We start from the raw sequence: 20,196 nt of genomic DNA, 5'->3' as shown, positions 1-20,196 counted from the left end.
TGAAACATACAAGTATTTTGACGCACAAAAAAGCCAGATAACAAGTATCTGGCTTTTTAATATGACGCTATATGATTAATAATGACATTTATTTAAGCCATTATTAACCATTCATTATAACGTTATTACGAGTTTCTACCGCGATTACCGCCTGTTGGACGACCTTGACCACGGCTGTCAGAGCGATTTGCTGGGCGACCTTGGCTGCCACTTGGACGACCGCGACCGGTTGCAGCGCGATCGCCACGTGGTGCGCTGGTGCCGTCACCACGGCTAGGCGCGCCTGTGCGTTTGCCTTGATAGGGTTTGCCACCTGAGCGCTCACTTGGCTTGCCTTGGTAACCGCTGTCATTGCTTGCGCGTTGACCAGTCGGCGCGCTGTCGCTTGAGCGACCACGGCCTTGACCATTACCGCCGCCGTTTGAACGACCTGCATAACCGCCTGCTGAACGACCACGGCCTTGACCGTTACCGCCGCCGTTAGAGCGTCCGCGACCACGGCCACGACCATTACCTTTGTTTTCGCTTGGTACATAAGTCTTCTTAGGTTCCATACCTTCGATAACACAGACTTCCATTTTGCGATCTAAGTAACGGTTGATAGCGTTTAGCTGTGGACGATCATCCATGCTACATAAGCTGATGGCAATACCCGTACGACCAGCACGGCCACAACGACCGATACGGTGGACGTAATCTTCGGTTTGACGTGGCAAGTCATAGTTAATAACGTGTGAAATCGCTGGTACGTCTAGACCGCGAGCAGCAACGTCGGTCGCTACTAGGATTTTAACCTTGCCATTACGTAAGTCTTGTACGATACGGTTACGCTTGCTTTGCGGCAAATCGCCATGGAGGAAACTGGCTTTATGACCAGCTTCTTGCAGCTGTTTGGCCAATTTTTCTGTACTACGTTTGGTCGCTGCAAAGATAATGATTTGTTCCATATCTTTGTCACAAACAACTTTATCAAGCAAACGGTTTTTGTGATCAAAATCATCACAGTAGTATACTTTTTCTTCGATATGCGCCGATTCAACTTTGATTGAAACGCGCTCAGGATTTTTGGTGAAGCTCGCCGCAATCTTGCCAACAGGGCCATCCCAAGTCGCTGAACACATAATCGTTTGACGATTATCAGGTGCCGCTTTCAAGATATCGTTGATATCATCAGCAAAACCCATGTCTAGCATACGGTCAGCTTCGTCAAGTACCAACACTTCAAGGTTTGATAAATCAACGCGACCGGCTTTGATATGGTCAAGTAAACGACCAGGCGTCGCAACAATCACTTGAACGCCTTTTCTTAGCGCAGTAATCTGACCGTTGTACGGTGCGCCGCCGACTAATGGCACACAGAACAGACCGCGCATGTCTTTTGAATAGGTACGAACGCTGTCATGTACTTGCTGAGCAAGCTCACGCGTTGGCGTTAAGATAAGGGCTTTGGTTAATTTGTCAAAGCTAGTGGCACGGCTTAAACGGTCAAGTACTGGGATAACAAATGCCGCAGTTTTACCACTACCGGTTTGCGCTGACAATAATAAGTCGCGACCCGCTAGAGCAAAAGGAATGGCTTGTTCTTGAATAGGTGTTGGGTTGGTATAGCCAACGCGGTCAAGCGCGGTCAAAATTGGCTTGGCAATATCAAGGTCGCTAAAAGTGATTTTATTTTCTTCAGCAGCGTCAGTAGTAGCCGCTTGATTATTGGTATCAGCAGTTGCAGTGGTGTTTGGGGTATCAGTGCTGTCGATGATGCCGTTTTCAGCGGCGATAGCAGATAAGATGTCAGTCATAGTAATCCTTGGTAAGTATAAGCTGCTGTAAATTCAGCAAGCTTGATGCATACCACTGATAACCGTTCATCACGCCGCATTTATAAAATTATTGTCTCACCTTAAAAGGCTTAACAATCAAAAGCCAAGCCATAAAGCTTGTCAATATTATAAAGGCGTTCGTGCTGTCTGACGTATTTTGGTGGTAGTGCCGAGTGTCTTATCCTTGTTTGCTAAAAGCGCATTATCAATGCTTTGTCCAAAGCAGATAAAGGCTGGTAACAACCAATCTAACCGATATAGCGGTCAGTAGATAAGATATGAGTCAAAAATAACGGATTTTTCACTATTAATAGAAAAGGTTATTTAAGTACACAAAATCATCGGCAACAATTACTTATGGTCATCCTAGACCCAAAATCGCAGGCGATGTTATCAATCTCATAATTCACGCTAGTCTATGCTAACGTGGCGACGCAGTATAGCACAACATAAGCGCAAACAGTACCTATTTTTCTGTTTATGATAAAAATAGGTCAGATCTCAAACAATTTAGGCTTAAAAACCGCTGCGCCAGTCTTTAATACAGCCGCTTGAACGCTTTTATCTTTAATGTAATAATTTCTAACATACGCGCTATTAACGCGACATTTTCACTTCCGTCACATAGGTTGGCAATTGCCAAGCGCCGCCCGCCTCTATCAGCCGGCACATACCTGTGGTGCTTTCATGACTTTTCTCAAACGCTCTGCCTGTCCATACCCATTCACTTTTGGCTAAACAGTCGCCAAGCCCGCGGCCTTTTTGCACCGAGGTTATTTTACCATCGCCATAATCGGTCGCGCTTGTCGTCACCAAGCTCGGCTTATAAGGCTTAGTGTCATTGAATACCCAAACACCCGTACCCGTGTTATAAGCGCCCGTCCAACAATCATGCTGGGCGAGCAGCTGCTTACTGTTTAAACGGCTGACGCGCCACGCTGTCTTATCCGCTAAGTTTGGACATTCAGTGTTGACATCTTTCATGGTGGTTTTCATCATCTCTGCCAACTGCGATGAGCGCATGGCAAATTTTTTCTTACTACTAGAGAGGGCGTTAGGATTAGGAGTGACCAGTCGTAATGAAGGAGCGGCTTGCGGCGACAAGATGCCGCTATTAGATTTACTGGTGTTATTGCTAATAAAAGCGCTTGAGGTCCCTACCCGGCCTTGAGCTTCGTCGGCTTTGAGCATCACTGCACTGGCCCCTTTATCCGATAACTGCCAGCGCGTGTTACGAATCACCAGCTCAATTTTGCTCGATTTGGTCAAGGCATCAAGCAGCGCGCTCACCTGCGCTGAGGTTAGCTCGGCATGACCTGCGGCTACTGAGTAAGGCTTGGTTTCTCCATAATCTCTATCATTAATAAACAGTGAGATACGATGGCGATTACCAAGCTGCATCAGCGCTTTAGCAGAGCTTTCTTTAGCGCCGCCAAGCTTTACTTTGCCATCGACGGTAGCGTTTGCTCCTGCGCGGCGTACCAATAGTAAAGACACAGGTAAATCGCTATTATTCTCCGCTTGGTAACCTGCCAGCCGGCAAGTACGCGTATTGTCGCAAGCGACTTCCCAATCTTGATTACTAAAGCTTACAGGCGTGGCAGCCTGCGTCACGGAACTCAATAAAGCGGCGCTAAGGGCAGCAAATAACGGTAATATCATTTTTTTTGTCATGAATAAAGGCAACTTTTTTATTTTTATCAAAATGTTTTTTCTATGCGGGTTGTTTTTGCTAGGAGCATTGTCTGTTAGCAGACTACATGCGCTTGGGGATTGACGAGTGAATGGTAAAGGTAGAAAAACCATCTCGTTGAATAGAGGTAGTAGTATAGGCTGAGTTTTATTATTCTTCATAGTCATTACTCATTAATAGAAGAAATATCAACACCTGCCCAAGAAGGCGGTGGCTACTATCTTAACGTACTAATGTTTCTATCTGTTATGCTAATGTACCATTATGTAAAGACGAAAGTATAGTCAAAGAGCGATATACCGATAAATATATTTGGAATAACGGATATTAAAAAAGCAAAAGGTTAACAAGCAATGGCTTATTAACCTTTTTATGAAAACTTATGTTTTGCTACGACTATTTAAATATAAACTGATAAAGTTAAATCTTTAAACAATAGGCTTTAATTCTAAATCTACGGCGCGTTTTACCGCTGGACGGTCGGCGATTTTTTGTGCCCAACGTTTGATGTTTTTGTAATCATCTACTTGTAAAAATTCTGCCGCATCATAAAGCTTGCCCAGCACCAGCTGACCGTACCACGCCCAGATAATCATATCAGCGATATTATAGTCCGCCTCATCATTACCGCACATATACTCGTGGTCTTTGAGGTGCTTATCTAGCACATCAAGCTGGCGTTTGGTCTCCATCGTATAGCGATTGATAGGATACTCTAGCGGTTCGGGCGCATAGGCGTAGAAATGCCCAAAACCGCCACCTAAAAACGGCGCACTACCCATCTGCCACATCAGCCAAGACAGACAATCTGCGCGCGCTTTACCTTGCTGCATCGGGATAAATTTGCCAAACTTTTCCGCTAAATATAATAAAATAGCCCCCGACTCAAAAAGCGCAATAGGCTCGCCAGCATTTTTATCATTTAAAGCATCAGTATAATCAACCAGCGCCGGGATTTTAGAATTGGGGTTGATAGCGACAAACCCTGAGCCAAATTGATCGCCCGCAGAGATATCTATTTTGTAGGCGTCGTACTCAGCGCCTTTAACATTCAGCTCGGCAAGCTCCTCTAACAAGATATTTACCTTGACGCCATTCGGGGTATTTAGTGAATACAGCTGTAAAGGTGCATCGCCGACCGGTAATTTTTGCTCATGGCGCGCGCCAGCTGTTGGGCGATTGATACTGGCGAACTTACCACCATTTTCGCTGTCGTTTTTCCATACTTTAGACGGCGTATAGGCTTTGGTATGGTTGTTTTGAGTGTCATTATTTTCGTCATTGTTTGATTGATGATTGTCACTACTCATAATAATTCCTATTTTTTTGTTGTATAAAACAGAGCCAAAGCGAGACTGAGGCGGCAAAAGATTTATATTAGTCTCACGTCGTCCTATATGATAATTCTACTATAGCAAATCTTTAGTTAAAGCCCTGTCTTGTAACCCATTTTTAAAAGTAACGAGCACGAGTATCAAAGCGTTTGAGAACACACTTCTTATGAATGAGCTTACACCGTTACTTTGCTACTCTTTAACTCATAGGCGGTTATTTTTATACTAGCCCAACTTAACAGCTTTTTAGAGATAGGCTTAACAACAGAAGTCAAAAGATGAGGTCAAAAGACATGGTGATGACAATATGGTAACCCTAACCCCAACGCAAGATAAATACCTACCCTATGTCTTGGCGGTGGCGCTATTTATGCAGATTTTAGATGCTACCATCTTAAACACCTCTTTGCCGCAAATGGCGCAAGCCCTTGGCGAGTCACCATTAAAAATGCAGTGGGCGGTTATTAGCTATGCGCTAACCTTGGCGATTTTTATTCCTATAAGCGGCTTTTTGGCTGATAAATATGGCACGCGGCGGGTGTTTTTATATGCTGTAATCATCTTTTGTATCGGCTCACTATTGTGTGCCGCCTCCCCAACGTTGAATTTATTGATTGGTTCGCGCGTCATCCAAGGTATTGGCGGCGCGATGATGACCCCTGTGGCGCGTCTCATATTGGTCAAATCTTATCCGCGCAATAAGCTATTAACCGTGATGAACTTTGCGGTGATACCCGCGTTAATCGCGCCCCTAGTTGGACCAGTATTGGGTGGTTATATCGTGCAATATACCAGCTGGCATTGGATATTTCTCATCAATATCCCGATGGGTATATTTGGTTTTATCATGGGTAAAAAGCTGGTACCCGCTTTGTTTGAGGACACCAAGCGTTTAGACTGGACGGGTTTTGCTTTATTTGCTGCCGCCGCTTGCGGATTTACTTTGGCGGTCGAGTTTGGCTCACAGACTGGGCGTGGGTTTTACGGTTTGCTACTCGCACTCGGCGCCAGCATCTTGATAGGCGCGTATGTGTGGCATGCCAAACGCCGTGCAGCGCCATTATTTCCACTAAGTTTATTTAATATTCGCACTTTTCGTATCGGTATTACTGGCAACTTATTCACCCGTTTAGGCATCAGCGCCGTGCCCTTTTTATTGCCGCTATTACTACAGGTGGTGTTTGAATACTCACCGTCGCAAGCGGGTTGGCTGCTTGCACCTATTGCCGTTGGTGCAATCGGTATCAAGCCTTGGGTCAGTAAAATTATTCAGCGTTTTAGCTACCGCAAGGTGTTGGTGGTCAATACCTTTTTGATAGGCCTGCTTATTATTGTCTTAGCGCAGTTTAATGATGCGGCAAATTGGATTTGGTTTATCCCTATTTTGACCGTCATGGGTGCCTGTAATTCCATGCAGTTTAGTGCCATGAATACCATTACTATCGGTGATTTAGAGGGCGCGCAGACCAGTAGCGGTAACAGCTTAATGGCGGTCAATCAGCAATTGGCGATTAGCTTTGGCATCGCTTTTGGGGCGGCGGTCTTGAATCTACTGCGGGAACGCTTCGAGCTTGATACCTTGGTCGCCTTTCAGACCACCTATTGGATACTGGGTATTTTAACCATCCTTTCAGGTTTATACTTTTTACGCCTCAAACCTGAAGACGGTCGTGGCTTATATTAAGTTATTGGTATTGAAAGATACTTATCTCTAAAAGTAACAAACATTAAAAAAGCATTAAATATAAAAACGCCAGCGTAACCTAAAATCAGTTAATCTAAAACTTATCTTAGGATACGCTGGCAAGTAACGGCAATTCTTATAACTTTAAGGCGTGTGGTCATCATCCATTTGTGACTGAATATAATTTTCAATGCCAACGTCTTTAATCAAGTCCTCTTGGGTTTCAAGCCAGTCTTGATACTCTTCATTGCCATCTTTTAGGATAACCAATAAATGACGCGAGACATAGTCATGCTTGCTCTCGCACAAGGTAATTGCATCAGTTATGATAGAAAATTTCTGCTTTTCTAAGCGCAAGTTGCAGTCAATCATTTCAGGCACATCTTCTGCGATGAACATTTTGCCGTAATCTTGCAGGTTTGGCAGACCGCCTAACAATAAAATACGCGCAATAAGGTCATCCGACCATTTCATCTCTGCAATAGATTGCTTATAGAAATTTTCGTTTAATGCCTCTAAACCCCAATGACGGGCAATACGGGCGTGCAAAAAATACTGATTGATGGCGATTAATGACTGACCGAGCACTTGATTGAGTGCGCGAATAACTTCTTTATCCCCTTTCATGCTGTTCTCCCTGTCCTGCTTATTCGTTTATCAATTTAATATTCGTGAAAACTGCTTAATATATAAAATACTAAACAATATCAGGAGACACTTCCGCCATCTGGCTTTGTAAATAATTGGGCAGACCAACCATATCAATCAGGCGCAGCTGCTGCTCTAACCAATGGGCATGATCTTCTTCGGTGTCTTTGAGCTGCTCAACCAACATCTCACGCGTCACATAATCGTGCTCTGCTTCACAAAGCGCAATACCGTCTTTTAGATGCTGCTGTACTTGATATTCTAAGTCTAGGTCCAATTGCAGCATTTCAGGTACCGTTGCGCCAATATTAATCTCATTGACGCGCATCTTCGGCGTACCGCTTAACATCAAGATACGGCGGATAATCGCCTGCGCGTGCTGCGTTTCATCTTGCATCTCATGGTGGATACGGTCGTATAATTTACCGTAATGCCATTCTGCATACATCTCAGAATGAATGAAGTACTGATCACGAGCCGCAAGCTCGCCACCTAATAAAAAATTTAAATAATCAATGACCTTTTGGCTGCCTATCATGACTCATACTCCTATGTTTTTATTTGGCTACTAATACATTCACAATAATAAATATAGTTAAAGTACCATTCGTAAACCAATCAGTAAAGATTAAAACCCATCAAACGTCTTACAAAGTTAGATAGATATAGTAGCATAGGCACGCCGTAGCGCTTGTAACGATATGAACTAAGAATAAGATGCTAATTGAGAATTATAATTAACTCGCTTACACCGATAGCGTTTAGCGAGTAATCTTAATAGGTGATTTATGAAGGCAAACAGAGATAAAGGATAGCCGCACTCGCCTTTTGAGTTACTTATCGTCTTTCATGGTGATGGCTTTTAACCATAAATAACCATAAAAAGATGATTTGAACGCGGATAAAGGCGAATTGGCGGCTAAAACACTACAGATAGAGGGAAAGCAGAAACGGGATTTGAACGGATTGGCAATAGAAGTGGATACAAGCAAATGCTTAAACTGTTTCTTAAACTGCGTAGGCCAACGCATCAAGCTTGGCATGATGTTCGTCAAGAAAGTCGTTGACCATAGGTTCGCAGCAGCCACAGCACGTCGCTACATCAAGGGTGTCTTTTAACCCCTCTAATGTGTCAATGCCTGAAGCAATGGCAGCTTTGATTTGTTTGTCTTTGACGTCGTTACAGATACATACGTACATGTGCGGCTCCTACTATGAATATCTAGCTAATTATGCTTTATAATAACGATAATTATTACCATTTACAATAGTATTTGGTATATTTATCCGTCATATCAGGTACAGCTAAAAGATATATTACCCTAACTTTATCCATGTAACTGAATACAGTCTTAGGTGTAACCACAAAGTACCAAAGGTAGTAAAATGGCGACGAACTGTAAACCTGCTCATTTTTTAATCGATTTTACCGTTAACTGCTGTTATATTGACCCCCTATTAACTAAATCTATATTGGAATTGTTCTATGTCTAATAATAATTCTACGATACAGCCGCTTGAGTTATTTAAAGTCTTGTCTGACCCAACGCGCTTAAAGATTTTTCAAATCTTATTTAATAAAGAGTCGCGCTGTGTTGGTGAATTGGTAGAAATACTCGATCAGCCGCAGCCGACCATCTCGCGTCACTTAAATCATTTGAAAAAACTGGGCATTTTAAGCTGTGTTCGTGATGGGACGTGGATGTGGTACGAGGTATCTGATGATTTGCCAGAATGGTGCCAAGATATTTTAGAAATCACCTATAAGCAGATATCAACTAAAGACATCAATATGCCAAAGCCTGCTTAATGTCAAAAAAAGCAGATTGAGAAATTCTAACGACAAATAATTAAGCGCAAAAAAAGACCTCTCATTGATAGGTCTTTTTTGTTTTTAAGCTTCTTTTTTAAGCGTTGTTTTAAAATATGCCCTTAATATAAATACGCCTTTAAGCCTAAATTAGACTAGGTCTAAAAAATCACTGACAAAGGCGTTTGCTGGCTGGTGAATCAGCTCCTCTGACGTCCCTACTTGCTCGACGCGGCCCTGATTCATCACCACAATCTCATCCGATACCGCCCGCGCCTCTTCTTGGTCATGGGTTACCATAATGCTGGTAATACCCAGCTCGTGGTGGATATTTTTTAGCCAAGTGCGTAGCTCTTTACGGACTTTGGCATCTAGCGCGCCAAACGGCTCATCGAGTAATAATAGTTTTGGCTTTACTGCCAAGGCTCGTGCCAGCGCGATACGCTGACGCTGACCACCTGATAATTGATGCGGATAAGCATTGGCAACTTGCGGCAACTGTACTAGGTCTAGCAATTCAGCAACGCGCTTATTGATATCCGCTTTACTCGGGCGCTCATTCTTCGGTAGCAAGGTTAAGCCAAAGCCGACATTGTCGGCAATGTTTTTATGGCGAAATAACGCATAATGCTGAAACATAAAGCCGATATGGCGCTTTTGCACTGGCGTATTGGTGACATCGAGCTCATCAAATAATATCTGCCCAGAGTCCGCGTATTCTAAACCTGCAATGATACGCAGCAAGGTGGTTTTGCCGCAGCCTGACGGACCAAGCAACGTCGTCAACTTGCCTGTTGGCACGGTGATATTGATATCATCTAAGGCGGTAAAGTTACCGAATTTTTTATTAACGTTGCGAATCTCGATACTCATAATGGGTTCTCTTATTATATTTTTGGCTTAGCAGATGCCTTTCTTGCTGACGGATTTGTAAAATAGCGCTTATAGATTACCTGTGCTTTTTGCTAAAGTGGCATCTGTATCCTGCGCTTTCTTAGCACCTTTAGTGTTTGATGTATTGCTAGCATTGCCAGCGTTGTTAGCATTGTGAGCGTTGGCACTTACTGGCAATTCAGGCGCACTTGCTAGACGCTCAGACTTAGCAAATTTGCGCTCTTGCAGCTTGGTCATCACTTGTTGTATCAATAGCGTTACCAGCGCTAAGGCAGCCAGTAAGCTCGACAAGGCAAAGGCGGCGGTAAAGTTATAATCGTTATAAGCAATCTCAACCAATAGTGGCATAGTGTTGGTTTCACCGCGGATATGACCAGATACCACGCTTACTGCGCCAAACTCGCCCATCGCCCGTGCGTTGGTCAAAATCAAACCATACAGTAGCGCCCATTTGATATTAGGCAGTGTCACATGCCAAAAGGTCTGCCAACCGCTAGCGCCTAAGGTTAAAGCTGCTTGCTCTTCACTATCGCCTTGGGTCTGCATCAATGGTATCAGCTCACGCGCGACAAACGGAAAGGTCACAAATAGAGTCGCTAAAATAATCCCTGGGACAGCGTAAATCACCTGAAAGCCCATACTTTCAAGCCAGCCGCCAATGCTAGAGTTTAGACCAAATAGCAGCACAAACATCAAACCAGCAACCACCGGAGATACCGAAAACGGTAAATCAAGCAAGGTAGTCACCAGCTGCTTACCTTTAAATTGATAACGGGTCACTAGCCAAGCTATTGCAATACCCATCACCATATTAATCGGCAACACAATCGCCGCCGTAATTAAAGTTAGCTTAATTGCCTGCAAAGCTTCAGGGTCAACCAGTGAAGCGATATACAACTGCCAGCCGTTTTTAAAGGCTTCATAGAACACTGCTAAAAGTGGCACCACCAACATCGCCACCATAAACAACACAGCGATACCGATAAAAGTACGGCGTATCCACGGCGTGTCTTTGGTCGCTGGATTGCTTTGGTAGTCGTAGCTATTAGAGATTTGCATTAGCGGGCTCCTACGCGGCGCGACAGCTTCCACTGTACGATGTTAATGGTCAATAAAATCACAAACGAAATCAGTAGCATAAAGAGTGCGACAGCGGATGCGCCTTGCACATCAAACTGCTCAAGCTTACTAATAATGATTAAAGGTAAAATCTCAGACTGCATCGGAATATTACCAGCAATAAAAATCACCGAGCCATACTCACCAGTGGCACGGGCAAACATCATACCCGCGCCCATCAGTAGAGCCGGCAATAGCTCTGGCAAAATTACCTTACGAAAGGTCGTAAATCGATTGGCACCCAATACCGCCGCCGCTTCTTCGAATTCAACGGACAATTCTGCAAGCACTGGCTGCACCGCACGGACGATAAACGGGAAGCTGACGACCACTAAAGCGAGCCAAATACCGAGTGGCGTAAAAGCAACTTGGATGTCAAATTTGGCAAACCATTGGCCGATTAAACCATTGGGTGCATAAAGGGTCGCAAGCGAGATACCGGTAACCGCTGTCGGTAGTGCGAATGGCAAATCAACCAAGGCATTAATCAACGATTTACCCCAAAACTCATAGCGCACCAGCACCCAAGCGACCAGCGTACCAAACACCATGTTGGTGAGCATCGCCAAAAACGACATCCATAAACTGAGTTTGATAGCAGCAGTGACTTGCGGCTGAGTAATGGTTTCCCAAAAACCCGTCCAGCCCATTTGTGTCGTGGTATAGGCCATCATGGCAAACGGTAGCACCACCAGTAACGATAAGCTAAAGACGGTGATGCCCATGCTCAGTCCAAACCCTGGTAGCACATTGCGTTGACGCAAGCGCGTTAGCCACCTTTTTTTGATGGGTTTGCTGGCAGGAGAAGTTGTTGCACTCATAGTGATGTCCTATTGCCTAACTGCTGGCGCTTATTTGCTGCTTGTAAGCACCACGTGCTATCAGATGTATTTATTATGGGTCTTTGTAAGCGATAAAGGACACAGCGTGGGTAGCCATGTCCTTTAGGTGCTTGGACGTTACGGTAAAACTGACTATTCAAACGTTATTTAAGAAAATTTATAAAGCTCATAAATGGTTATTAAATCAGCATACTAGTGGCTTACTTTGGCGCATTAACGGCCAATTGATCAAATACGCCTCCATCGCTAAAGTAAGTGCTCATGATTTCATCCCACGTACCAAAGGCATCGTTTGGACGGAAAGTATCGATAGGTGGCAATTTATCGCTGTTTTTATCAAGAACGCTTTTTACACTTGGGCGAAGATATAAGTTAGCTGCCAATTGCTGGGCAGGCTCGCTCCATAAGTAATCAAGATAGGCTTTTGCCGCATCGGTGGTGCCCTTTTTGTCAGTCACGGTTTTCACAACAGCGACTGGGCTCTCAGACTTGATAGAGTATTTTGGATAGACGATATCGACTTGCCCTGCACCAAAATCTTTGGCAGCCAAGTTGGCTTCATTTTCAAAGGTGACCAAGACATCACCGATACCGCGCTGAACAAACGTCGTCGTCGCTGCACGTCCGCCATTCTCATAGACTTTGACGTTTTTCAGCATGTCTTTGACGTAGTTTTTGGCCTTAGTTTCATCTTTATTAAAGGCATGCAAACCATAACCATAAGCGCCTAAGAACGCATAACGACCATTACCCGTGACTTTTGGATTGGCCATGACAATCTCAACGCCTTCTTTGGTCAAGTCTTGCCAATCATTAATACCTTTTGGATTGTCTTTACGCACCAAAAATACGATGGTACTGGTAAAAGGTACGGCGTTATCTGGGAATTTGCTTTCCCAATCCGCTTCAACCAAGCCTTTTTTCTCAAGTAGCTCGATATCAGAGCCTTGGTTCATGGTCGCCACATCGGCCTGTAAACCGTTAGCCACAGACAATGCTTGCTTACTAGAGCCACCGTGCGATTGCTTGATTAAGATATTGCTGTTTGGGTTCTCGCTTTTATAGTGCTCAACGAATAATGGGTTGTAGTCTTTATAAAAGTCACGGGCCACATCGTAAGAAACGTTTAATAGCTCAATATCTTGACCTTCACTAGCGGCTGGCGTGCCTTCTGCATTGGCAGTTGGCTCAGCTTTTTCACTATTGCTACAGCCGGCGATACCCAACGTAAGCGCCACACCGGCGATACTTAGTACGCTAAGCGTTTTGTTTTTATATTTATAACCTGTGGTATATGATGTCATGGCAGCCTCAAAAGGGATTAATTGGTGAATGCAAGTATGCTAACAGCGCCAGCTTATTATGTTTAATGATGAATATGCGTATGTTATTGCCAAAATGGAATAATGAAGTAATGGTGATTAAAATACAGCCTTATCAAGCACTTAAACGAGCAATCTCTTAAATAGCCTTTACACTTGTATTATTTGCTAATAAAAATTGTTTATAACTATTCAAAACTTGCTCTACTTCACCCTTGCCAGCTGATCAAAACGCCCGCCATCGACAAAGAACGTCGCCATGATGCTGTCCCAATCACCAAATACCGCCACAGGCTCAAAGGTTGCAATTTCAGGTAAGGTCTTGCTGTGGGCGGCAAGCACCTTGGCATTACTAGGGCGCATATACATCTGTGCCATCAGCTCTTGTGCGGGCGTCGACCATAGGCCTGCTAAATAGTCATTTGCCGCGGCGGTGGTGCCTTTTTTATCGGTTACGGTTTTCACCACCGCCACAGGGTTGGCAATCACAATAGAGTAACTTGGATACACGATATCGACCTGACCTTTGGCAAACTGCTTAGCAGCCAGATGCGCTTCGTTTTCGGTGGTGATTAAAACATCACCAAGACCGCGCTGGGTAAAGGTCGTGGTGGCAGCGCGCGCGCCATTGTCATAGGTGACGACGTTTGCCAGTAGTTTTTTGATAAAAGTATCGGTTTTGGCGGGGCTTTGCACCTTTTCTTTAAAATGATGTAAGCCGTAGCCATAAGCGCCCAAAAAGGCATAACGCGCCGTGCCACTGGTCTTTGGATTTGGCAATACTACGGCAATATCGTTACGCGCCAAATCTGACCAGTCTTTGATGCCTTTTGGGTTGCCCGCACGAACTAAGAGCACCATGGTACTGGTATAAGGGACGGCATTGTTCGGTAATGCCTGTTGCCAATCGCTAGCCACCAAGCCTTTTTCAACCAACAAATTCATATCGCTTTCTTGGTTGAGAGTAACGACGTCTGCCTGCAAGCCATTAGCAACCGCTAGAGCTTGTTTGCTCGATCCGCCGTGCGATTGGTTGATATTCACCTTGATACTTGGGTGTTTTTGCTGATAATTTGCATTAAACAACGGGTTGTAGTCTTTATAAAAGTCGCGTGACACATCATAAGACACATTTAATAAATCAATATTTTTTACCTTATTGGCGGCGTCGTTTTGGTTGGCTTCGGTAGGGTTGCAGCCTGTGATCATTACCGCCGCTGCGAGCACACTACCAAGACCAAAACTGCTGGCAAAATTGATAGTAAAACTAAACCGATTGGTGAGCACTGTGCCGATGCTTTTAGGTTGAATGGCGAAAGAAGCACGCGCATTAATGTGCTTAGGAGGTATCTTTTGACCGCTCTTTTTATTTGGCTGCATATTTGCTCTCTAATAATAGGGATAAAAACCTTGCGTTTCGAAATTCGGTTCTATGGATAATGAGCAATATGCTAACAGCCTGCGAGACAATTGCTTAGTGACAAATACGCTTATCGAGTGATTAACTTGGCATAAGTAATTTTATTAGTTATTCTAAAGTGCTTGTTTTTCCTCGGTATTTTTGTAGTTTTGTGATAAGCAGACACTTTTGAGTAAGTTACGGTATTGCTTAGGCTCTAGACGAGCCTCTATAGAGTCGATATTATCCCTTAGCTTGTTGTATATCAGGCGCTGCACTGATAAAACTTAGTCGATGCGCTTTCACTTATTTTCTGTTTACTAACCCCTTTATTAAAGGTAATGCAATGATCAAGTCTCCACCTCGCCATGCTCGTCACTCACGCTTTTTTGTTGGTATTTTAACGACCTCTATGACTTTATTGGCCTTAAGTGGCTGTAATAGCGTAACGCCAAGCGTTAATAACCAAACGATTCAGCAACCAAACGCTGCTGTCACGCCAGCGGTGCAGACGGTCGTTGGCGATTACGCCTCTGACGGTTATGCCAAGCGTGCACAAGGCTATGATTGGGTGGGTGTGATGATAAGAGCTGACGGCGCAGACAATGGCGAGCAAATTGATATCAAAGTACGGGCGCGTAGTGATGTGAAAAAGCCAACTTGTCACTTCGATGGTAAAGCGACATTAATGGGTCAAGACGAGGCGCACGGTGTTATTTTCCAAACTAAGGTTAATGACAGTACCGCCTTTTTTCAATTTAAAGACGATATCTTGACCATTGATAGCCAAGATAAATATGCATTGAATTATTTTTGTTCGGGTGGAGCTTCACTCGTTGGCGAATATCAAAAGCTTGAGGGTGATTTAGCGCTCAATTAATAGCTTGGTGGTGTTCTAAAAAGTATGCTGGCGATAGAAGTCAATAAGAAATCTATGCTAAGTTCTCTGATTCTATAGGGCTTTCAAGGCTTCAAAAATTGTTCAAGTTTTAATCAGCATACTTTTTGACACACCACCAATAGCTTTAATTGCCTATTTTAGATAATAAAATGAAATAAGAGAAAAAAGGTGCCAGATATTTATTCTGACACCTTTTTTATTGCGCATTATCTTTTTTAAATATTAAGGTTCTTATACTGCAGAAGCACCGACCAATTTCACCTCAGCACGTTCCTCTTTTGCGATACCTGCATAGTAATTGCGTAAAATCTCTAGCACTTCTGGACGGCTAAAGTTCTCTGGTACATCAAGATCTTCTGACAATGCTTTACGCAGCTTGGTGCCTGAAACCTTGACATGCTCAGATGCTTCATGCGGGCAGGTTTTATCAGAAGCCATGGCATTACAAGCATTACACCAAAACGTCCAACCAATTTTTAGCGGCTGCGTAATCAAGTCGTCTTTACCAACATATTCAAAGATGGTTTGCGCATCAAAGGCGCCATAATAATCACCGACGCCCGCATGGTCACGACCAACAATCAGATGACTACAGCCGTAGTTTTGACGGAATACCGCATGTAGCAATGCCTCACGTGGTCCTGCATAACGCATGTCGAGCGGATAACCGGCTTGAATAACGGTGTCTGCTCTAAAGTAATTATCAATCAAGGTCTTGATGGCTTCTTGGCGCACTTCAGCTGGGATGTCGCCCGGTTTTAGCGCGCCGAGTAGTGAATGAATCAATACGCCGTCACAAATCTCGATAGCAATCTTGGCAAGGTATTCGTGCGAGCGGTGCATCGGATTACGCGTTTGAAAGGCAGCAACGGTTTTCCAGCCTTTGGCGTCTAAAATTTCGCGAGTTTCAGCAGGCGTCTTATAAATCTCTGGGTATAAGGTTGGGAACTCACCTTCGCTTAGTACTTCAACACTACCTGCGATGTTTACCTCACCCTGGTTAAGTACTTGCTGTACGCCCGGATGCTCGCTATCGGTAGTGGTAAAGACTTGCTGACACTCATGGGCTTTATCAATGGTATAAGTTTCTTCTACCGTCAAGATACCCATAACCTCACCATCTTGCGCCACTAACGCGACTTTATCACCTTGGTTTAAGTTATCGGCAGTCGCTTTAGGCGCTGATAAGGTAATGGGAATCGGCCAAAACAAGCCAACATTGTCGCCGCTTTGCAGGCGCATATTATCCACGACGCCTTGCCAATCTGCCTGATTCATAAAACCATTTAACGGGGTAAAGCCACCAATCCCAAGCATAATCAAATCGCCGCGCTCACGAGAGCTTAAGGTAATCGTCGGCAACGTGCTGGCAAGATTTAATGCTTGCTTGCGCGCCTCACCTTTTAATAGTAATGGTTTTAGCTCGCTACTGCCGTGCGGCGGAACAAGTTTTGATGAGGAAAGATTGGGATTGGTAGATGTCATTTTTAAAACCTTAATAATGAAATTGAGAGATAGTTGGTCAGGAGAATGAGCGCTTAAATTTGATAAATATAGGCTACCTAACTTTGGTTATGAAAATTTATGCTGTGTTTGGATATGGATATGTCTTAAAGGAATTTATGTTTATGGGTTTAAGCTTATATGATGTGACTCTGAATTGTTTACCTTGCGATTGGCAATACAAGCGATCACACGCAAATCATTTTCGTCGCGGCTTTTTAAGTTAAAAACAAAATTGAGATTACGTCATGTATCAATATAATTACGCTGACCAAACCTTGGTAGAGGAACGAGTCGCCCAGTTTCGCGACCAAACCGAGCGGTTTTTGGCAGGTGAACTGCCAGAAGAGCAGTTTTTACCGCTGCGTTTACAAAACGGGCTATATATCCAGCGCTATGCACCGATGCTACGTATCGCCGTGCCATATGGCTTGCTGGCAACCTATCAATTACGCAAATTGGCTGAGATTACCCGTAAATATGATAAAGGTTACGGCCACTTTACCACCCGTACCAATATGCAGCTGAACTGGCCAAAACTTGAAGAAGTGCCAGATATTTTGGCCGAATTGGCATCGGTGCAAATGCATTCTATCCAAACCTCGGGCAACTGTATCCGTAATACCACCACCGACCCTTATGCGGGTATTCATAAAGAAGAGATCGCCGATCCGCGTCCTTATTGCGAGATTATTCGCCAGTGGTCAACCTTTCATCCGGAATTTGCTTTTTTACCGCGTAAATTTAAAATTGCCGTCATCGGTACGGCAAAAGACCGCGCGGCAACGCAGGTGCATGATATCGGACTGCATTTAAAGAAAAATGACGCAGGCGAGCTTGGCTTTGAAGTGATAGTTGGTGGCGGACTTGGGCGTACGCCCGTGATTGGCAAAACCATTAATACATTTTTACCACGCCAGCATCTGCTCAGCTATTTAGATGCGATTTTGCGTGTCTATAATCTGCATGGTCGCCGCGACAATAAATTCAAAGCGCGTATCAAGATATTGGTTGATAGCATGGGCGGCCCAGCGTTTGCCAAGTTGGTCGATGCCGAATGGGAAGCCAATATCAAAGATGGGCCGTTGACCTTGACCGATGCCAACTTTGACAAGGCCAGCAGCTATTTTACCGAGCCTGATTATCTCAGCTTTGATGCGCTACAGGTACAGTCGGACTTGCAGCAGCAACTAGAGGCTGATAAAGACTTTGCCAATTGGTATCAGCAAAATACCGTGGCGCATAAAATCGCAGGCTATCGCGCGGTGGTTATTTCGTTAAAAGCGGGCTTGGTCGACGGACGCTACGTACCGTCAGGTGATATTACTGAGTCGCAAATGGACGCCCTCGCCGACCTCGCTGACGAACATAGCTTTGGCGAGCTACGTGGTACCTATCAGCAAAATCTGGTCTTTGCCGATGTACAAACCAACCGCTTGTACGAATTATGGCAGCAGCTGGCGGCACTACATTTGGCCCGTCCAAATATCAACACCCTAACCGATATGATCGTCTGCCCGGGCTGGGATTTTTGCTCGCTTGCCAATGCCACAACCCACAATATCGCTGAGCAAATCGAAAAGCAGTTTGATGATCTCGACTACCTTTATGACTTAGGTGAGATTCGCCTCAATATGTCTGGCTGTATGAATGCCTGCGCCCATCACCATACCGGCGATATCGGTATCCTTGGGGTCGATAAAAAAGGTGAATACTGGTATCAAATCAGCCTCGGCGGCAACTCTAGCAACGACGCCAAACTCGGTAAGATATTGGGCAAGGCTGTACCAACCGATGCCGTAGCAACAACGATACAAAAGATAATCGACGTCTACCTTGAGCAGCGCGTCAGTAATGACAATGATGTCGAAGGCTTTGGTGATTTAGTTGACCGTATTGGTATTGCTCCTTTTAAGGAGAAGGTCTATGGCTAATCATCATGTGTTCAATAACGATGGCACCGATATCAGTGAGACTGACACTTGGCTTGCGCTTAGCACCAATGAGCTGCCTGATGGTATTACCCTGACCGATATATCACTGCTAGAGCTGCTGCAAAAACAAGAAAAACTTGAAATCGTTTTACCGCTTGCTGATTTATTAGATGCTAAAGGCAATATTGCAGGCGGACTATTACAACAAGTACGTGAATTGTTAGCCAAGCATATTAGCCGTACCGGTGTCTGGGTGACATCAGATAGCGATACCGAAGTGCTGACGCGTATTCCAGAGTTTTTATTACAGCAAGATTTGATTGTGATTCACGTCCCCGCTTTCACTGACGGACGCGGTTTTAGTTACGCCCAAACCTTACGCCAAATGGGCTATCAAGGCGAGATTCGTATGGCTGGCAAGTTTGGTCGCGATCAAATCGCCTATCTGCTACGCGCAGGCGCAGACAGTTTTGTGATAAGCGCGCATGACCTGCAGTCTATCTCTGATATCAGCCAAGCATTTAATGCACTTGCCAGTAGTTATGACGGTCGTAACGCCGCCGACTTACCGATGTTTGCTGGTGCTTAATATTCATATTTACCACCCTATTTATTATCAATCATTTATATATTTTTTTACCCTTAAGGAATCCATCATGAGCCAATTACACCCAAACTTAGATATCGATCAAGCCAACCAAAAATTAAAAGGTAAATCACCAGAAGAAATCGTCGCATGGGCACTGACCCAAGCGAAAAACCCAATTATTACCACCAATTTCCGCCCATATGAGTCAGCGATTTTGCATTTGGTTGCTAAACAGCGCCCTGACATCACGGTATTGTGGGTAGATTCTGGCTATAACACCGATGCGACCTATCAATTTGCCAATAAAGTTATCCGTGATTTGAACTTAAACGTCATCACTTATATTCCTAAACAAACCGCTGCCTATCGTGACGCAACCATGAACGGTATCCCAGGCATTGATAATCCGCAACATGATGAATTCACTGATCAAGTAAAACTTGAGCCATTTCGCCGTGCGTTAGATGAGCTAAAACCTGATGTCTGGTTTAACGCCATTCGTAAAGATCAAACTGAATTCCGCCAAGGTCTTGATGTGCTTAGCTTATCAAAAGATGGCGTGTTAAAAGTAGCGCCGTTATTTGAAAAAACTGATGCTGATTTAGACGTGTATCTTGAAGAGCATAATCTACCAAATGAGTTTGATTACTTTGATCCGACGAAGGTTGAAGAGAGCCGTGAGTGCGGTTTGCACACGCAGTTATAAT

The 20,196-nt window shown here is 44.2% G+C and carries 18 protein-coding genes; 6 read left to right on the top strand and 12 right to left on the bottom strand.

What is annotated here, in order from left to right:
* Positions 1 to 125: 125 nt before the first annotated feature.
* The 3 genes from AB8P72_RS06715 to yghU all read right to left on the bottom strand — a co-directional run bounded on the left by AB8P72_RS06715 (position 126) and on the right by yghU (position 4,820).
* The gene (locus AB8P72_RS06715; RefSeq protein WP_068405469.1) at positions 126 to 1,796 is read right to left on the bottom strand and encodes a DEAD/DEAH box helicase; all 1,671 of its coding nucleotides are present in this window, start codon (positions 1,794 to 1,796) and stop codon (positions 126 to 128) included.
* Between the two features lie 618 nt (positions 1,797 to 2,414).
* Positions 2,415 to 3,491 carry a DUF1176 domain-containing protein gene (locus AB8P72_RS06710; protein ID WP_225211548.1) on the bottom strand — a complete coding sequence of 359 codons (1,077 nt, stop codon included), beginning with the start codon at positions 3,489 to 3,491 and terminating at the stop codon, positions 2,415 to 2,417.
* 447 nt (positions 3,492 to 3,938) lie between these two features.
* Entirely contained in the window at positions 3,939 to 4,820 is an 882-nt protein-coding gene (gene yghU, locus AB8P72_RS06705; RefSeq protein ID WP_369957535.1) for a glutathione-dependent disulfide-bond oxidoreductase, read from the bottom strand.
* Positions 4,821 to 5,151: 331 nt separating this feature from the next.
* Here yghU and AB8P72_RS06700 point away from each other — a divergent pair, with 331 nt between their 5' ends.
* On the top strand, positions 5,152 to 6,528 hold the full coding sequence (locus AB8P72_RS06700) for a DHA2 family efflux MFS transporter permease subunit (protein ID WP_286796929.1): 1,377 nt from the start codon (positions 5,152 to 5,154) through the stop codon (positions 6,526 to 6,528).
* Between the two features lie 144 nt (positions 6,529 to 6,672).
* Here AB8P72_RS06700 and bfr (AB8P72_RS06695) read toward each other — a convergent pair whose 3' ends face one another.
* The 3 genes from bfr (AB8P72_RS06695) to AB8P72_RS06685 all read right to left on the bottom strand — a co-directional run bounded on the left by bfr (AB8P72_RS06695) (position 6,673) and on the right by AB8P72_RS06685 (position 8,376).
* The gene (gene bfr, locus AB8P72_RS06695) at positions 6,673 to 7,155 is read right to left on the bottom strand and encodes a bacterioferritin (protein ID WP_102076432.1); all 483 of its coding nucleotides are present in this window, start codon (positions 7,153 to 7,155) and stop codon (positions 6,673 to 6,675) included.
* A 70-nt stretch (positions 7,156 to 7,225) separates the two neighbouring features.
* A complete protein-coding gene (gene bfr / locus AB8P72_RS06690) occupies positions 7,226 to 7,714 on the bottom strand; it encodes a bacterioferritin (protein ID WP_068405485.1) in 489 nt (162 codons plus the stop codon).
* 470 nt (positions 7,715 to 8,184) lie between these two features.
* Positions 8,185 to 8,376: a (2Fe-2S)-binding protein gene (locus AB8P72_RS06685; protein WP_068405488.1), complete on the bottom strand. Its 192-nt coding sequence runs from the start codon at positions 8,374 to 8,376 to the stop codon at positions 8,185 to 8,187.
* Between the two features lie 286 nt (positions 8,377 to 8,662).
* On the opposite strand from AB8P72_RS06685, the gene AB8P72_RS06680 reads away from it, so the two are divergent.
* Entirely contained in the window at positions 8,663 to 8,986 is a 324-nt protein-coding gene (locus AB8P72_RS06680; RefSeq protein ID WP_068405491.1) for a helix-turn-helix transcriptional regulator, read from the top strand.
* Positions 8,987 to 9,136: 150 nt separating this feature from the next.
* Here the strand turns inward: AB8P72_RS06680 and AB8P72_RS06675 are convergent, their stop codons facing one another.
* From AB8P72_RS06675 to AB8P72_RS06655, 5 genes are all read right to left on the bottom strand, one after another.
* Positions 9,137 to 9,859: a sulfate/molybdate ABC transporter ATP-binding protein gene (locus AB8P72_RS06675; protein WP_082894303.1), complete on the bottom strand. Its 723-nt coding sequence runs from the start codon at positions 9,857 to 9,859 to the stop codon at positions 9,137 to 9,139.
* A gap of 69 nt (positions 9,860 to 9,928) precedes the next feature.
* Complete coding sequence (gene cysW / locus AB8P72_RS06670) at positions 9,929 to 10,939, bottom strand: sulfate ABC transporter permease subunit CysW (RefSeq protein ID WP_198327789.1); 1,011 nt, start codon at positions 10,937 to 10,939, stop codon at positions 9,929 to 9,931.
* Positions 10,939 to 11,820 carry a sulfate ABC transporter permease subunit CysT gene (gene cysT, locus AB8P72_RS06665; protein WP_369957534.1) on the bottom strand — a complete coding sequence of 294 codons (882 nt, stop codon included), beginning with the start codon at positions 11,818 to 11,820 and terminating at the stop codon, positions 10,939 to 10,941. The genes cysW and cysT overlap by 1 nt, the downstream gene beginning before the upstream one ends.
* 221 nt (positions 11,821 to 12,041) lie before the next feature.
* Positions 12,042 to 13,145 (bottom strand): sulfate ABC transporter substrate-binding protein, encoded by a 1,104-nt coding sequence (locus tag AB8P72_RS06660; RefSeq protein ID WP_198327790.1) that lies wholly within the window; start codon positions 13,143 to 13,145, stop codon positions 12,042 to 12,044.
* A 222-nt stretch (positions 13,146 to 13,367) separates the two neighbouring features.
* The gene (locus AB8P72_RS06655) at positions 13,368 to 14,543 is read right to left on the bottom strand and encodes a sulfate ABC transporter substrate-binding protein (RefSeq protein WP_265090557.1); all 1,176 of its coding nucleotides are present in this window, start codon (positions 14,541 to 14,543) and stop codon (positions 13,368 to 13,370) included.
* Between the two features lie 365 nt (positions 14,544 to 14,908).
* Between AB8P72_RS06655 and AB8P72_RS06650 the strand changes: the two genes are divergently transcribed.
* Positions 14,909 to 15,442, top strand: coding sequence for a hypothetical protein (locus AB8P72_RS06650; RefSeq protein WP_198327791.1), 534 nt, complete (start codon positions 14,909 to 14,911; stop codon positions 15,440 to 15,442).
* A 252-nt stretch (positions 15,443 to 15,694) separates the two neighbouring features.
* Here the strand turns inward: AB8P72_RS06650 and sat are convergent, their stop codons facing one another.
* Positions 15,695 to 16,948 (bottom strand): sulfate adenylyltransferase, encoded by a 1,254-nt coding sequence (gene sat, locus AB8P72_RS06645; RefSeq protein ID WP_198327792.1) that lies wholly within the window; start codon positions 16,946 to 16,948, stop codon positions 15,695 to 15,697.
* Positions 16,949 to 17,214: 266 nt separating this feature from the next.
* Here sat and AB8P72_RS06640 point away from each other — a divergent pair, with 266 nt between their 5' ends.
* From AB8P72_RS06640 to AB8P72_RS06630, 3 genes are all read left to right on the top strand, one after another.
* Positions 17,215 to 18,900: a nitrite/sulfite reductase gene (locus AB8P72_RS06640; protein ID WP_193030465.1), complete on the top strand. Its 1,686-nt coding sequence runs from the start codon at positions 17,215 to 17,217 to the stop codon at positions 18,898 to 18,900.
* The gene (locus AB8P72_RS06635; protein WP_198327793.1) at positions 18,893 to 19,489 is read left to right on the top strand and encodes a DUF934 domain-containing protein; all 597 of its coding nucleotides are present in this window, start codon (positions 18,893 to 18,895) and stop codon (positions 19,487 to 19,489) included. The genes AB8P72_RS06640 and AB8P72_RS06635 overlap by 8 nt, the downstream gene beginning before the upstream one ends.
* A 67-nt stretch (positions 19,490 to 19,556) precedes the next feature.
* Positions 19,557 to 20,195, top strand: a complete 639-nt coding sequence (locus AB8P72_RS06630; RefSeq protein WP_198327794.1) for a phosphoadenosine phosphosulfate reductase family protein — start codon at positions 19,557 to 19,559, stop codon at positions 20,193 to 20,195.
* Position 20,196 lies beyond the last annotated feature (1 nt).

Origin of the sequence: Psychrobacter sp. CLB018 (genome assembly GCF_041222815.1) — a bacterium.
GTDB lineage: Bacteria > Pseudomonadota > Gammaproteobacteria > Pseudomonadales > Moraxellaceae > Psychrobacter > Psychrobacter faecalis.
The sequence above is the reverse complement of the archived record's forward strand: the minus strand, read 5'-3'. Positions and strand labels throughout refer to the sequence as shown.